The organism is Christensenella sp. KGMB01412 (assembly GCF_055522415.1).
Genome location: NZ_JBVFVW010000001.1, coordinates 668,235 through 684,392 on the forward strand (window position 1 = coordinate 668,235; position 16,158 = coordinate 684,392).

A 16,158-nucleotide genomic window follows, 5' to 3' on the forward strand; every position below is an offset into this window, starting at 1 on the left:
AACAAAGCCCGCCACCTGACTATAAAACTACTTCCAGCAAGCTGTTTATCCTGACCAAAACGTTATGCAAATAACAATCCGGGATTGTAGCGGTAAATCGAGCACGGACGTCCTCCGGTCTGATAATTTGTATTCTCGATCAACTCGTTATTCTGGCGCAAATAGGACAAATAACGCTGCACCGTAATGCGGGACAAATTAACTGTCCCAACAATATCGTCACAGGAAAAACAAGCATCCGGCTGGCTGTTGAACACCGCCCTGATAGAGTTAAGCGTCTTTTTCTGCAACCCCTTCGGCAGTTCCGGAACCTCACATTCGGCTCCCTTCAGGAGCCAGTCCACCTTTTCCTGCGTCAGCGTTCCCCGCTGCTCAACAAGCTGTACGCGATGGAGAAACCGCGCAATCGCCTGCTCAAAACGGCTCGTGTCAAACGGATCGACAAGGCAATCCACTACGCCAAGGCGCATCACTGCACGAAGCGTATCGCAGTCGTTTCTCGCAACATAGGCGATCACTTCCGTACGCACGCTGTTTAAACGCAATTCGCGTATCAGCTCAACTCCTGTTTCGGGGTTCGTGCACAGGTCTACCAAAAGCAAATCTGCCGGGTGTCTCTCAAAATATTGCGAGGAGATCATTTCGTTAAAGGAAAGCATCTCAATCTGGAAGCGATTGTCCCTGATCATGTCAGTCGCATTGCTGTTCAGCCCTCTGAATCCTCTCTTCAATACCGTCATCCGATACATTTTATCAAACCTCGATTGTTATTCCCTGACCGCACACCACGGTGCAAACAGTCATATATAGCGTTTTTCTTTGTTAAAATTTTGTCAAATACAGGCGGCATGCTCCGCAAAAATCGTCTTTTGGGGAGGTATGCCTTCCTTTGTTTCAAAACAGGCCTCCGCCTGCAGGAGCCCTGCAGGCGAAACCCGTATTTTATTTAGAAAAGCTTGCTGTATATCTCGTATACTTTGTCCCTGTCAAGCGTAGCATAGTTACGCGCCATCAGACGGCCCTGCTTTGTCATGACCGTATCCGTAAATACGTCAAGGTCTTCCTTTGTTACGCCGTATTCATGCAGCGGCCTGCACTGCAGAATTTTGTTGAGAAGCTTTTCCAGTTCTGCATATACAACTTCTTCCCCGCATCCGAGGATATCCGCGATAAATTTGTTGAGTTTTTTAATTTTACCGTTCGGATCGAGTTCCATATATGCCTTGAATACGCCGATCAGCAGGCAATAGTTTGCTTCGCCATGAGGAACGTGGTAGGTGCCTCCCAGCGGATAGCTCATTGCGTGAACTGCCGCGCAGCCTGCGTTGCCAAACGCAATCCCTGCGTAGTTGCTCGCAATCAGGAAATCTTTCAGGAGCGGAATACGTGCATCCTCGCCGTTCTTTGCGATCTCTTTATATCCGTTGAGGATAATTTTGATCGCTTCGTAACCAAACATCTCCGTATAAGGAGTCGCTTCAGGCGAAAGGCTGGATTCCAGAGCATGGATCAGTGCGTCGATCGAGCTTGTCGCAAAGAACTTGAAAGGCAGCCCCTTTAAAAGCTCCGGCACCATAACGGCGCTGTCCGCATACATTTCGTCAAGGCCCAAACCCAGCTTCGTATGACGGCTCTTGAGTTCTAAAATAGAAAGATTCGTCACTTCGCTGCCCGTCCCACAGGTTGTGGGCACGAGTACCAGCTCTTTATCTTTGATGATTTCAGCCTTTCCGTCGTAGAGATCCAGAATCGGGCTGACATTTTTAAGTGCAAAAATCTTGGAGATGTCGATAATCGTTCCGCCGCCGATGGCAATGATGCGCTTATAGTCTGCTTTCATGTCCGCATACATCGCTTCCGCCATTTCGTCGGACGGCTCGCCCGTGCCATATTTCTCCTGATACATTACGTCCGCTTTGATTCCAAGGTCCGTAAACAGCGGATTGAAAATATATTCGTTTGTAATGATAAGGTCGCCCTCTCCAATCTCAAACGCTTCACAGAATTCTTTGCATGTGTCAAACGCATGGATAACCGGTTTAATTGCAAGTTGTTTCATAATACCTCTCCTTAGTCCTCTTCGCTATATTTACATTTAAATTTATTCTCGAAAAACTCAATAAGCTGCGGCCTGAAATCAGGATGTGCAATCCTGATCAGGCGGATCGCGCGCTCCCTGAGCGTGATGCCGCGCAGGTCTGCAATACCATACTCTGTGATAACGTACTGCACGTCATACCTTGAGGTCGTAACCGCAGCACCTTCATCAATGACGCTGACAATTTTGGATACCTTTCCCTTTGCCGCCGTTGAAGGCATCGCCATAATGCTTCTGCCGCCTTTGCTCATGGATGCGCCGCGGACAAAATCTACCTGGCCGCCCACGCCGCTGATTTGCTTATGGCCCACAGAGGTAGAAACCACCTGCCCCATAAGGTCAACCTGGACACACGAATTAATAGAAACCATATTGTCGTTTTGGGCGATCACGATCGGATCGTTTACATAGTCAACCGGATAAACGCCAACTGCCGGGTTATCGTCAAGATAATCATACAGGCGGCGCGTGCCCATTGCAAATGTGAGGATACTCTTGCCCGGATGCAGCGTCTTTTTCTTATTTGTGATAACGCCCGCTTCCACAAGCTCTACCACGCCGTCTGAAATCATTTCGCTGTGAATTCCGAGGTCTTTCTTGTCCTTCAGGAACAACAGCACCGCATCCGGTATGGCGCCGATTCCAAGCTGCAGGCAGTCGCCGTCTTTGATAAGCGACGCGCAGTTCCGTCCAATCGCTTCTTCCACTTCCGTAATCTTTGGATTGGGGAGTTCGAGGATCGGTTCGTCAAATTCTACAAAATCACTGATTTCATCAACATGGACAAACGAATCGCCATGCGTGCGGGGCATATATTTATTGACCTGGGCAATAACGGTTTCTGCTTGTTTTACCGCTTCCATCGTATAGTCCACAGAAATTCCAAGGCTTACAAATCCGTGCTCGTCCGGCGGCGTCACCGTCACAAGCGCAACATCCGGCTTGCAGTTTGTACGTAAAAGCTCCGGCTCCTTGGAAAAATAAACCGGCGTGATGTCCGCACGGCCTTCTGCGCATGCTGCACGCGTCGTCCCGCCCAGGAAAAATGCGTTGTGGCGGAAATGCTTTTCCATCTCCGGCGCGCAATATAATGATTTTCCCATAGACACCATGTGGATGATTTCCACATTTTCATAAGCATCCGCATTCGCAACCATAGCGTCCGTCACATGAACCGGCTCTCCCGTCGCATGCGCGATGACCACCGTGTCCCCTGATTTAATCTTCTTTACCGCTTCCTTGGCAGTTGTAAGCCGCGATTTGTATATTTGTTTCCAATCCATTGGTTTCCTCCCCTGTCACAATCAAAATTTTATTGTTCCGGTATTTGCCTGAGCGCCTCCCGGAGATTTGCATAATCATTTTTTTCGGCCATTATCATTTTACCGTAACGCCCTTCCAGATTATCATGCAACGCGCATGCGCTGTGACATCCGCAGATAATCACCGCATAATCAACAGGCGTATCGGCACCCGCAATCACAATCTCGCTTTGCGGGAAATCCTTTTTCAGCTTTTGCACAATCCCTGTACGGTCGTAACGCGGATTGCAGCCGCCGCAATATTTAATTCCGATTCTCATTGGTATTACGTTCCGCCCGTTTTCTGTCAAGGATGCTGCGCGCCATATTCCAGGTTTCATCGCTGACGCCCGTCACCAGCACGACATCCTTCACTTCGGGTATCTCTTCCTTAATTGTACTGCCTACCAAAGACTCCAATGTGAAAGAAGCGGAAGGACAGTTGCTGCACTTGCCCAGAAAACGCACCTTAAGCACGCCGTCTTTGATATCGACTACCTCAATATCGCCCTGGTGCTCACCCATTGCGGGCCGCACCTTATCGCGCAGGACCTGTTCGATCCTTTCCTGCAATTCTTCGTGCATAACTGCCCCTTTCCACTCTCTTCCGTAAAGCATCCAGCCGCCGGTACGCACTGTGTGCGCCTGCGGCGGCTGATTTTATTTTTCTTACTCTTCGATGTGCGCGATCTTCTTTGCGAGTTCCTTCTTCATTCCCAGGTTGCCCTGACGCGCGATCATGATACGCTGTGCCTGCGGACTTCCCGCACCGTGCATGGACTCTGTACGGTAGCCGACGGCAGCCGTGCCAAGTGCAAGATTTTCAATCAGGCGCAGGATTCTCAGACGGTTCTCTGTAGAAACGCTCTCCACACCCTTCAGGTATTTCTCAACATATTTACCGAGCTTCGGATCACGGAAGTCTTTTTCAGACGGAGCCGTAACCATGATACCGCCCGCAATATCTTCAGCAAGCCGTACGATTTCATACGGAAAACGCGTTACGTTCTGTTTGCAGACGTTTGCCAGCAGCAGGTCGATGATATAATTGCCGGATTCCGTCTGGTGCCCTTCCGCCGAGCAGGCAATACCGCACGCATACAGCGTTTCATTGAGGTGCGTCATCTCAATCAGCTTGTCTTTAATGTGCGAAGCTTTTGCTGCTCCGTTGTAATCAGCCGCAACCGCAGCCGCGCCAATCAGCACGTCGCCCACGCCGACCTTGCAGCCGCCATAGCTCTGGCGGTGATATCCTGCAAAACGCTCAACCAGCATTCCTGCGAATTCTGTTTCCCCATTGAGGAAGATGCGGTCGTTTGGAACAAATACGTCGTCAAAGATCGTAAGCGCTTCCACTCCACCAAATTCAGCATTTCCTACATCAAGCTCCGTGCCTTCCAGTTTGCGCGTATCGCAGGACTGGCGGCCGATGATCATGAAGAGGCCCGGTGCGTCAAGCGGAACCGCAAAAGACACCGCATAATCCTTGTCCTCCGGTCTCATTGCAACCGTGGGCATTACGATTACCTCATGAGAGTTAAGCATACCTGTCTGGTGCGCTTTTGCGCCGCGCACGACAATTCCGTCCGGACGCCTTTCCACCACGCGCAGGTACATATCCGGATCAGGCTGTGCATGGGGAGCCAAAGAGCGGTCGCCCTTCGGATCAGTCATCGCGCCGTCGATCGTCAGATCGTTATCCTGGCAGTATTTCATAAATTTAACAAAGTTTTCATGGTAATTCGTTCCACAGGCCTTGTCTGTTTCATAAGTCGTGCTGTAAACGGCATTGAACGCATCCATACCAACACAGCGCTGGAAGCATGCAGCCGTCTGCTGTCCCAAGAGCCTCTGCATCTTTACTTTTTTGATCAAATCGTCTGTATTACGATGAATGTTTGTGAAGCGGTTGATTTTACGTCCATCCTCAAGCGTTACCGTCATGAGGTCTTCGTACTCAGGCATTTGCGCCAGATCATACGTCATACGAACGGAATTGAGCGAAGGACGAAGGATCGGATCATCCACAGGATTCTCGATTTTCTCCCCAAACATATAAACTTCCATTTTGATTTTGCGAATACTTTCAATGTATTCTTCGCCAGTCATAAGTGCCATAATACTTTTCCTTTCTAATTATGAGCTTGTTTTTCCCAATCACTGCTTTCTAACCGCGAAACAGTGATCTCCCCTTTATATACCTTCAATTTTATATATGCAAATAACGTGCCATCCATATAAAAATATAGCATATTTTTCAAAAAAAAGCACTCTTTTTTGAAATTTAATCACTTTTTCTGTGTAATCTCAAAATAAGAATGCTATTTTGTAAAAATTAAACCATAGTTTACATCGATATTCCACCACAATAAAAATTGTAATACCAATTTTAATTGGATTTGTTGCAATATTACAACAGCGATTGTCTCTTTTTTAACAATTTTTTCATTTACTTCTTGAAATAGGGTAAAATTTAAACTTTTCTATTTCGTTTCATTTTTGCAACGTGTTTCATTTTTGCAACACCCCAAGCTTATCACGATACTTTTTTCGTTTGCGAACAAAGGTAGCTGCATCCATTCCAAGACTTTTTGCGGCGTTGCGGACGTTTCCCCACTGCTCGTATGCGTGATTAATATAATCAAGCTCCATGCGCTCTACGAGCGCCTTTAAATCGATTCCTTCCCCACTTTGCAAAAGCTGTCCCTCCGCGGATGCAACATGTAAAAACAGGTTCCCCAGGGTGACTTCATTTGTATTGCTCATAATCATAGAGCGTTCCACTACGTTTTTCAGTTCCCTGACATTCCCTGGCCACCGGTACTCCAGCAGCACATCCTTTGCCGCGTCGGTAAGCCTTTTCTCCATTCCGTATTTATGGTTCAAATCGGTAAGAAACTGCTCTGCAAGCGGAATAATATCGTCTTTTCGTTCCCGCAACGGCGGAATTGTAACGGGAAAAACGTTCAGGCGGTAAAACAGGTCTGCCCGGAAGGTTTTTTCACGCATCATTTCCAATAGATTCCTGTTTGTAGCGGCAATCACACGCACATCCACTTTGATTGGTTTATTGGAACCAATCCGTTCGATTTCCTGCTCCTGCAGCACACGCAGCAGCTTAACCTGCATATCAGGAGGCAGCTCTCCCACCTCGTCAAGGAATATCGTGCCTTTGTCCGCCACCTCAAAGAGTCCCATTTTTCCTTCCTTGTTTGCTCCGGTAAAAGCGCCCCTTTCGTAACCAAAAAGCTCGCTTTCAATCAGCGTGGAAGGAATTGCGCCGCAATTCACTTTAATAAATCGCTCTGCCGAACGGTTGCTGCCACGGAATATATAGGATGCAATCTTATCTTTCCCAACTCCGGTCTCACCTGTCAGCAAAACCGTAGTGTCGAGCTTACGCACCCGGTCTATCATTTGAAGGACATTCAGCATCGCCCTATCGCGAACTACAAGCTCGCCGTCGCCGATCAGCTGCCTTCTTATTGCTTCCAGCTCAGATACATTCTTCTCCGACAGTTCTTCATTTTCCCGCAGCTTCATTTTCAGCTCGTGCAGTTCTGTAATATCGCGCACGTTGGTGATTACCATAATCACTTCATTATTCTCGTCAAGCGTGGGCGTGCTGGTGATGACTGCGCGTTTTCCTGTCTGGAATTCCTGCTCGAGCGTCACAGGCTCCCGCGTCCTGATTGCCTCAAGCGTTCCAGACTGGTTAATCAAATCGTCCTTCACAAGATCCCTCATGTTTTTTCCCAGCACCTGCTCGCGTTTGAGCCCCGACAATATCTCATAGGATTTGTTCACCATGATGGTATTTGCATTTCCGTCCGTAATATAAATTCCATCATATGATCCTTCGATCACTACGTCAAGCACACTGCGCGCTTTACTGATATCGCTCAGCAGGTCCCCTTTTTCATAATAAGCAGGTAGTCTGTTTTTCATAAAAACCTTCCAAAATTCAAGGCAGACGGTACACCATGCAGGGATGTCCGCCGGTATTATAGTCGATATCGCCAATCACGCGCCCCGCGTCCGTGAGCCGTTTCAGGTAACGTCTTACCGTTACTGTAGAAAGCCCCAGGCGCTGCGCAAACTCCTTCACTGTGAAATCATGCCCCGCTTTCTCACGAAAGCACTCCATAATTTTCTTTTCCGTTTCATTCTTAGCGCCGCCCTGCGAATAGGACAGCGACGCGTCCTTGGCGTGGAACAAATGATCGATCGTCTCCTGATCCACCGTACGAAGGCCGCTTACGGTTTGCTTATAGTCGATATATTTATCCAGAGCCTGCTGAAACCGGTTATAGGAAAAGGGCTTCACCAGATAATCAACTGCGCCAAGATGCAGCGAAGAAACGAGCGCATCGGTTTTTTTTGCAGCAGTGACCATAATAACGTCCACCTGTATTCTATTCCTTAGGATATCTTTCAAAAGCTCGATTCCATTATATTCAGGCAGGCAAATATCGAGGATCATGAGGTCCGCTCCTTTTTCCGCCAGAAAATCAAGCGCGTCACGCCCGCACTGGAATTCACCGACGACACGAAAGCGTCCGTCGCGTTCCACATATTCCCGATTGATGTAGGACACCATCGGATCGTTATCCACGATAATCACCTGATACATATGCTTTTGCTCTCCTGATTTCATTGTAAGAGATTTCACAATCCATGTCAACCAAGCGATATTCAGCTATCCATAATCTCCTTTGCTTTCGGCATGACCGGCTGTTTTTCAGAAAAGCGTTTTAGCGTCCTCCTTGCGGCAAACGCAATCAGCAGGCTTGCGATGCCCGCCACCCCCACGACCACCGCCGGGTTAAGTCCATCGATTCCAAAGAGGAATCCATACATTGCCTGCCCAAGCGGATAAGCGCAGGTACAAAACATTGTCACGAATGCCATTACTTTTCCAAGCATCTCATTGGGTGTTACTTTTTGAATAAATGTCTGCGCGATCACCGTAAAAAGTGTTGTGCAACACAGACAAACCACCACCGTCACAAGAATCACGCCATAGGAAGCAAACGGCGTGCCATTCCCCATAACCGCAAGCCCCAACGGCGCCAGGCACAGCGTAGCGCCAAATAGAAACTTACTGGAACCGCTGAATCGAACCTTCTTCGTCACAGCGCCTGCAAGAAGGCCTCCCATGATGGATCCAACGGCCATTGCCCCTTCCACAAAACCGTAAAGTTGGCTGCTAAGCCCCAGAAATATCCTGACGAGATATGGCAGCCCTACGGTAAACATTGCCGCCATAAACAGGTTGAGCGCCGCTGTAAGCAGTAACAATTTGAGCATGGACGGATTTTCGTGCAGCAAAAAACGCATTGCGCTACCTGCGTCGCTTTTGATCATTTTAAAAATTCCCTGCTTCCTTTCGCGCCGTACAAAAGGGATGTGCAAAAATAATTCCATCGTCGCCGATGCAAAAAAGCATCCAAACCCAACAATAAGGATTGGCCACAAGCCGAAGAAACCATATAAAAATCCTCCGATGATAGGCCCTAACAGATTTGCAAGCGCATTGACCTGAATGACCATGCCATTGGCCCGGACAAGATTTTCTCCCTGTGCGAGCAATGGAACGCTGGCTTGTACGGCAGGCTGGTAAAATGATTGTATAATCATTAGTACGAACATCAGCACCGCAACCACAGTTATGCCTCCCGCCTGAATCAAAATTCCAAAGATTCCGATCGTAAGGGCTGTAATATAATCCAGCGCCACCATAATCCACTTGCGGCTTACGCGGTCTGCCAAAATGCCTCCAAAAGGCGCTCCCACGACCATTGGTATCATTGAAATTGCAAGTATCATCCCAAAAACAGACGACGAGCCCGTTTGATCCAGTACATACAGCGAAAGCGCAAAGCGCATGACCGCGTTCCCAAATAAGGACATTATCTGCCCCACTATCATGATTGTAAAATCCCTGTTAAACAATTTATATCCCATCTTAACTTTTCTGTCCTTCCTCTGGAAAATATTTTACATACCTACCGTCGGTATGTATTTTTGCAAAAAAATGCTGTTTATTCTATGTCTTTCCCTTGGACAACAGCATCATAATAATGCCCACAAACCACGGCTACTTCTTCATCTATCACCGGCAGCCCTATCTTATCCGTAAGCTCCTTTATGAAAGACACGCGGCTCATAAATTCTTCCCTGCTCCAGCTAAACAGCGCCGGATTTGCCCATATATTCGTAAGCAGCATGAGCAATTCAGCCGCTTCCGCAGGTTTTGATACCTCCATAGAACCATCCTTGTTTCCCTCTTCGATCAACCGCGCGACAATCGGCCCTGTTTCAAATAAGGATTCACGCAGCTGCGCGACAACAATACGCGGATTTTCAAGCATTGGCAACAGCAATGCCCTGTCCATTTTCAGCTTTGTCTTATTCCCAAGAGAATCAAAAAACACCCGTTGGAGTTTTTGCAGCCCGTTCAGGCTTTTATCCTTCTTTACGCGCTCAAACCATTCGTTATCGTCATAAAAATCGCTGCATATCCGGTTGAATATTTCTTCCTTGCTCTGAAAATGGTGATAGACCGCGCCCTTTGACATTCCAAGCTCGCTTACGATGTCCTGAATGGATGTTTGGTCGTAACCTTTTTCAAGAAACAACCGGCCTGCAATTTCCAATATTTTCTGCACGGTTTCTTCCGGATATTTGTTTCGTGCCATTTTGATTCCCTTTCGAATACATACCAATAGTATGTATGAATTGTAAATCTTATTTACCGCTTTGTCAATCAGCTAAATTGGTTTTGAAATAACAAAAGCCGTCTTTTTTAAACGGCTTTCCAGGATATCTTCCTATCAATACTTATTTTCTTTCTTTTCCTCTTTTACATCTCCATCAGGCCAGACATATATGACTGCATTACACTTTGGACAAATATATACCCTTGTGGAATTTGATGCCTGTTTCGATTTACGCTCATACATCTGCGAGCCGCAATGCTTACATTCCATACTCTAACCTCCAAAGTAATTATACCACATTTGCCTGCCAAAAAAGAGTTTTTTGCAAATTAATGCTTACTTTTGATCGTAACGTTCGTACTTCGCCAGAAAATAAAGCAGATTATTTACGATTTTCCCTATCCTGATTCTGTGCGCATTTTGCCTTTACATTGTTTTATGCTTCAGTGCTCGTTTATATATAATCAATAATATTGAGAACGACAGGTATTTTATGTTCGAATACCGGGGAGGACAAACGATGAAACAAAATAATTTTCACAAAAAGCATATCAATAAATGGTTGATATTTGTTTTGTGTATGGCTTTTACGCTCCAACTTTTTGCGGTTCCAATGCTGGCCCTGGCCGAAAATATGGAGAATGCCCCAAGACAGGAAACACCGGCTGCCGGCGAAGTTTTGCCGGAACCGTCGGCAAGTGCTTCGAGCGGCGCAAATGACAGTCCCACTCCAATCGGCGATGCCATTTTACCATCTGATAACAACGGGGAAAACAATCCTGCCGGAGCGGCTGAAACTCCGGAAGCATCACAATCCCCAGCGCCAACTGAAACGAACGGCACAGTGCCTTCCGGCCAGCCACGGGATATAAAAACTGTTTTTGAGCAATTAGCTTCACAGGGCATAGAAGCATACAGCAACCCTGCAACTCATACAGTTCTTTCTGATCTGAAAGTTTCATTTTTGTCCGCAGACCTGAAAACTGTTTTGGAAGGCGAAAATATATCGCCCGATTCAATCGTGCGGTTTACTTTTGACGTAACCATTCCTGCGGAAATAGCAACACAGCTCATATCCGGTGATTATTATAGTTTTCACTTGCCGGATACCCTCAGCCCCATCGTCAAAACGGTTCCAATACAGCAATCACAGACTGGCGTTAGCTTAGGGAACGCGGATATATTACAGAATGGTACTGTCAGGATAACGGCTGGAGATTATTTTGCCCATGCCGAGAATACTGCTGTTGTTGGAACCTTCTCCTTTGACGCCGCTTTTAATATGGATCAGATCGCATTGAGTACTCCATTTGAGATTAGCATTGGCGGTGAAAATTTTGCTCCCGTCCCTGTTTTGATCGCCGACACTTCAAATGAGGAAAGTGCCTCGCAGGAGGATTATCCTGTTATCGTTCCAATGGCGGCCCCAATAGGAACCGACATCAAAAATTATTTCACAACGACGCCCGCTACGATCATATCCGGAATGCACCTGAGCTATACCGATGCCCAAGGAAATCCCATGCCCGACGGGACAGCAAATATTAATTCACAGATCAAATTTAATTTTGACCTGGCAATTCCAAACGATGTGACGCCCAAAATAAAAGCGGGCGATTACTATACGATAGAACTGCCAGATAACGTAAAGATTAAAACAGGCCTTTACAACCAGCCAATGATTGATCCTGTAAGCGGCAAAACATATGCCAATTTTTCGGTCAATACCGATGGCACTGTTACCATCACTTTTACAGACGCGATTAGTACGTTGCGCGATGTAACAGGTCAAATTAATTTTAACGGAGCCTTCAACAGCCTGAATGTCACAGAGCCTGGCGATACCGATATCAGCATCCCAAGCGAAACAAACGTATCTTCCAGCGTGACGTTAAAGCCTCTTGTTGGAAGCGCCATCGAAAAAAAAGGCTCATTTGATAAAACGCGCAACCCTGATTCCATAACATGGGATGTTATCATCAATAAAAATATGGACTCTTTGGACAATGCAAAGGTTGCAGATACGCTTCCCCCCGGACTGATCTATTCTGCAACGACGGTAGAGGTCCTGCCCGTTAACCTTGACGTATATGGAAATATTACGTCTTATGGCGCACCGCTCACCTCAGGCTATACAGTGAGTGATACAACCACGAAAAACGATACGGTTACCTTTGACGCGCCTATCAAAACTGCATACTGCATCCGTTATACTACGCCAATCGATAAAAGTGTTGTTGCACCGCTCGGTGAAAATAAACTTTTTGAAAACAATGCTACGCTGGACTGGTCTGGAAATACAACTCCCCTGTCCGCACAGGCGACTCTCAGGGCAAATTACGACAGCTACCTCAAAAAAATGTCAACAGGATATTCTCCCCAAACGCAAACTGTAAAATGGATGATCCAGTACAATTATGCGGGTAACACGATCCCCGCGGGTACTATGATCGCCGATATTTACAACAATATTGGAAACACGGTACCCATGTCTTTCGATCCGGCTACATTGAAAATATATCCTGTTACATTCGACGGGAACGGGAATCCTGTACAGAGTAACCAGCCGCTTGCGAGCAGTGAATATTCGCTTACGGAAAATGTCGATCCTGGAAACAGATTCGAAATTACATTTACCAACGAGCTCACAGGTGCATACAATATTGTATATGAAACCAAAGCAGAGCAAGCCCCGGGTAATATTGTGAATACTGACCAGATGATCGCAAATGCCGCTCAGGGAACGCCTCCGGGCGGTTCGACGCCGATTACGTCAACGCCCACTTTCACATTGCGCCAGCAGGGAGCAATTAAAACTGTGAAGGACGTTGACTATTCCTCACCGGTCAATGGCAAGACGATAACGTGGCAGGTCGTACTCAACAACGATCACAAGACGATTACGAAAGGCCTCCTCACCGATATGGCAAATTACATTATCGATGGCCAGGTTACAGACTGTTCCGTTGCGGACAATGGTTCCGACGGCAATGGCAATACGCTGCTCGGGAACGATAAATATTCTTATACCAATTTGCCAGCCGGTTTTAAGCTGGAGCTTGACGCTTCCCTTTTCCCAACGGATCACAGCTTTACCATCACCTTCAAAACGCCTTTGAAATATACGGGCCAGGATCCATCGCTGACCACATATAAAAACACGGCGTTCTTTGAAGACGGCCTTGGAATTTATACTTCCGAAGCCCAGGTTTCGCTTAATAAGCAAACACAGCAAAACGGTGGTAAAAGCGGAAGCTATAATGCGGTTACCAAACAAATCACGTGGAGCATCTATACCAATTATGCAAAAACAGGCCTGCAAAATGCCCGCATCGATGATCCAATCCCCGACGATCAGGTATTTGTCCCCGGCTCTACACGTATCTATTTCTATTCGGTTGCCCCGGATGGCGGATACACGCAGCTAAGAGAACTAACACCAGAGGAATATGGCTATTTTATGATATCGGAACCGGCCAATCCGTCCGGTACTGACAAAACGTTAACCGTACGCCTGCCTGATGCAGCGCCGGACGCAGTGAAGGGCGTCCCTGTTGCATCGAGCGAGCTTCCTCCTTTGTTCCTTGTTCAGTTTGATACTACGGTCGAAGGAACTGTAGTCAAAAAAGAATATACGAACGAAGCGGATTTTTACAACGATTTTACGCCAAAAGAAACCCTTACCAGTAAAGTCGCAGTAAATAATGGAGGATCTCTTGCTTATAAAAACGGTTATCAGGGCGCCGACGGCTATGCGTACTGGAATGTTACCATTAATCCAAGCCAGTCTACGCTCACGGATACCAAGGTCGTAGACGTGCCGTCGTCCAACCAGTCCATACTGATGAGCTCGCTTACAATCAACGGCATGCAGGTGGATCAATCCGGAAAGCTTACGCCTGACCTTGGCGTTACACTCGTACAGGGTACGGATTATGACGCCGCTTACACCAATGTCAACGGCACATGGACATTGACCGTTACCCTGAAAGGGCAATATGCAACAATCAACCGCGCATACTATATGAGCTACAAGGCGGCTATTTATGTCGATCCCTCAAACGGCAGCGCAACGCAGCAAATCACGAACACTGCTACGATCACAGGTAATAACGGCGGATCTCACTCAGGATCGGTGACTACCCCGCTTGGCGTAGATGTAAACAGGGGTGGCGGTACCTTGCGCGGCGCTTTCCAGAAGCTTACGATTCAAAAGGTAGATATGGATGGTAATCCCCTTGCCGGCGCTCAATTCCAGCTCTATGACAAAAACGGCGATCCTGTCGGCGGTATAACCACATCAGACGCTCAGGGAATCATTACCTACGAAAATCTGGTTTCAGGCGATTATACCATCCAGGAAGTAGCTGTGCCGCCTGGATATACGCTTACTACAGTGCTCTCCTCCGGCGTACCGATCTCATTATCGCCGGATAACAATATTTTTACCTTTACCAACGGGCTTACCCAGGTGGAATTTGTCAAGGAAAATGAAATTGGCTGGCCTGTTTCGGGCGCGATATTTGCCATCGAGCAGCAGGTTGCAGATGGATGGCAGACCGTTCGTGAAAACCTTACGACAGACAGCGCCGGACAAATATTGGTGAAGGGACTCTCTGTCGGTCATTACCGGTTTGTAGAAACCAGGCGTGCAGACGAGTATATCCTCAACACCACGCCAATGGAGTTTGATGTAACCACCAATCCCGACGTGATAAAGGTTGGATCGTTTATCGACTATCAAGGCAGCTTTCGTATGGTAAAGGAATCCGATACCGGGCAACCGCTTGAAGGCGTTGTATTTGAGCTTTACAAAATGGGCGATACCCCATCCCTCATAGCCGAGCTCACGACCGATTCATCCGGCTGGATTGGCCTTGGCGGACTCTCGCCAGGAAGCTACAAGCTCGTGGAAACAAAAACTCTTGACGGACTGGTTTTGGACGAACGCCCTATCTTCTTCTCTATTACGGATAGCTATGCAGGCGCATTTCCGACACTGGACTTACAGAAGTTTATCAACCACCAGTATAAAGGGAATCTGGAGATCAGCAAAACCGACCTGCAGGGCGCCCCGCTGGCGGAAGCGGTGTTCAGTGTGTACAGCAGTAATGGTAATTTGATATTAGATCATATTACTACAGATAAATCCGGTAAGGCCGTTGTCACCGGTTTGTTGCCGGGCGAATATTATTTTGTAGAAACGAAGGCGCCTGATGGATATATACTGGATGAAGAAAAACACCTGTTTTCTGTTGTGTATGATGCAAAGGGCCAGCATATCAGCGTGGAGCAAACCGTCACAAATACACCGCTGTCTCCCGATGCCCTCACAACAAGCCGCCCCCAAACGGGCGACAACAGCAGCCTTGGCTTGTGGATTGCATTATGCCTGGCAGCTGGCACAACAACGGTAGTTCTCCTAAGATACAAATATAAAAAGCAACATGAAAAATAGTAATGCCAGTTGTTAACATTGAAAAAGGTTTCGTAGTTATTGCGAAACCTTTTTTATGCTGCGAATACTTTTCACGGTATGAACAACCATCCCTAATATCTCATCTGCAAACTTCAATGCCACATAGTATCATTAAACCCAAATTATCGTTTGCTCAAGCAAAAGCAAGCCTCCATAACCAATACATAAATCCGGCTCAATTAGCCTCATAATAAGTGGAATCACGTATACAGATGCAATCTTATATCATTAATACAAAAAACCTGCAATTTTCATTGCAGGTTTTTTAAAATAGAATCCGGCAGCTACCTATCCTCCCGGGCCGTCACCAGCCAAGTACTTTGGGCGTTTAGAGGCTTAACTTCTGTGTTCGGAATGGGAACAGGTGGATCCCTCTAGCTATCGCCACCGGAAATTGTTTATGAGGTCTTTTCCTCATAATGGCTCCCCAGGTTGGGTTTGAACCAACGACCCTTCGGTTAACAGCCGAATGCTCTACCGCTGAGCTACTGAGGAATATAAAATTTTTAATGTACAAAGCACATTGAAAACTAAATAGTAGAAATATTGTAAAGAGAT

At 47.0% G+C, this 16,158-nt stretch carries 11 protein-coding genes, 1 tRNA gene and 1 rRNA gene; 1 reads left to right on the forward strand and 12 read right to left on the reverse strand.

The window, feature by feature from the left end; genetic code table 11:
- Nucleotides 1–62: 62 nt before the first annotated feature.
- The 10 genes from ACS5WU_RS03130 to ACS5WU_RS03175 all read right to left on the reverse strand — a co-directional run bounded on the left by ACS5WU_RS03130 (nucleotide 63) and on the right by ACS5WU_RS03175 (nucleotide 10,100).
- Nucleotides 63–740 carry a response regulator gene (locus ACS5WU_RS03130; protein ID WP_465088934.1) on the reverse strand — a complete coding sequence of 226 codons (678 nt, stop codon included), beginning with the start codon at nucleotides 738–740 and terminating at the stop codon, nucleotides 63–65.
- A gap of 206 nt (nucleotides 741–946) precedes the next feature.
- Nucleotides 947–2,059 (reverse strand): 4-hydroxybutyrate dehydrogenase, encoded by a 1,113-nt coding sequence (locus tag ACS5WU_RS03135; protein WP_046444958.1) that lies wholly within the window; start codon nucleotides 2,057–2,059, stop codon nucleotides 947–949.
- A gap of 11 nt (nucleotides 2,060–2,070) precedes the next feature.
- Complete coding sequence (locus ACS5WU_RS03140; RefSeq protein WP_059109134.1) at nucleotides 2,071–3,381, reverse strand: acetyl-CoA hydrolase/transferase family protein; 1,311 nt, start codon at nucleotides 3,379–3,381, stop codon at nucleotides 2,071–2,073.
- Between the two features lie 29 nt (nucleotides 3,382–3,410).
- Nucleotides 3,411–3,680, reverse strand: coding sequence for a hypothetical protein (locus ACS5WU_RS03145; RefSeq protein ID WP_052740654.1), 270 nt, complete (start codon nucleotides 3,678–3,680; stop codon nucleotides 3,411–3,413).
- On the reverse strand, nucleotides 3,664–4,017 hold the full coding sequence (locus ACS5WU_RS03150; RefSeq protein WP_131925074.1) for a NifU family protein: 354 nt from the start codon (nucleotides 4,015–4,017) through the stop codon (nucleotides 3,664–3,666). The genes ACS5WU_RS03145 and ACS5WU_RS03150 overlap by 17 nt, the downstream gene beginning before the upstream one ends.
- Before the next feature lie 51 nt (nucleotides 4,018–4,068).
- Nucleotides 4,069–5,517 (reverse strand): 4-hydroxyphenylacetate 3-hydroxylase family protein, encoded by a 1,449-nt coding sequence (locus tag ACS5WU_RS03155; RefSeq protein ID WP_046444960.1) that lies wholly within the window; start codon nucleotides 5,515–5,517, stop codon nucleotides 4,069–4,071.
- Nucleotides 5,518–5,910: 393 nt separating this feature from the next.
- Nucleotides 5,911–7,347: a sigma-54 interaction domain-containing protein gene (locus ACS5WU_RS03160; RefSeq protein WP_302760477.1), complete on the reverse strand. Its 1,437-nt coding sequence runs from the start codon at nucleotides 7,345–7,347 to the stop codon at nucleotides 5,911–5,913.
- Between the two features lie 16 nt (nucleotides 7,348–7,363).
- Nucleotides 7,364–8,032, reverse strand: a complete 669-nt coding sequence (locus ACS5WU_RS03165) for a response regulator (RefSeq protein ID WP_046444962.1) — start codon at nucleotides 8,030–8,032, stop codon at nucleotides 7,364–7,366.
- Between the two features lie 62 nt (nucleotides 8,033–8,094).
- Nucleotides 8,095–9,366, reverse strand: a complete 1,272-nt coding sequence (locus tag ACS5WU_RS03170) for an MFS transporter (RefSeq protein ID WP_046444963.1) — start codon at nucleotides 9,364–9,366, stop codon at nucleotides 8,095–8,097.
- A 77-nt stretch (nucleotides 9,367–9,443) separates the two neighbouring features.
- Nucleotides 9,444–10,100, reverse strand: a complete 657-nt coding sequence (locus ACS5WU_RS03175; RefSeq protein WP_302762318.1) for a TetR/AcrR family transcriptional regulator — start codon at nucleotides 10,098–10,100, stop codon at nucleotides 9,444–9,446.
- 541 nt (nucleotides 10,101–10,641) lie between these two features.
- Between ACS5WU_RS03175 and ACS5WU_RS03180 the strand changes: the two genes are divergently transcribed.
- Nucleotides 10,642–15,579, forward strand: a complete 4,938-nt coding sequence (locus ACS5WU_RS03180) for a SpaA isopeptide-forming pilin-related protein (protein WP_465088935.1) — start codon at nucleotides 10,642–10,644, stop codon at nucleotides 15,577–15,579.
- Nucleotides 15,580–15,875: 296 nt separating this feature from the next.
- On the opposite strand, the gene rrf is transcribed toward ACS5WU_RS03180, so the two are convergent.
- Both rrf and ACS5WU_RS03190 read right to left on the reverse strand, forming a co-directional pair.
- Nucleotides 15,876–15,992: ribosomal RNA gene (gene rrf, locus ACS5WU_RS03185) — 5S ribosomal RNA — on the reverse strand.
- A 28-nt stretch (nucleotides 15,993–16,020) separates the two neighbouring features.
- Nucleotides 16,021–16,095, reverse strand: a tRNA-Asn gene (locus ACS5WU_RS03190).
- Between the last annotated feature and the right edge of the window lie 63 nt (nucleotides 16,096–16,158).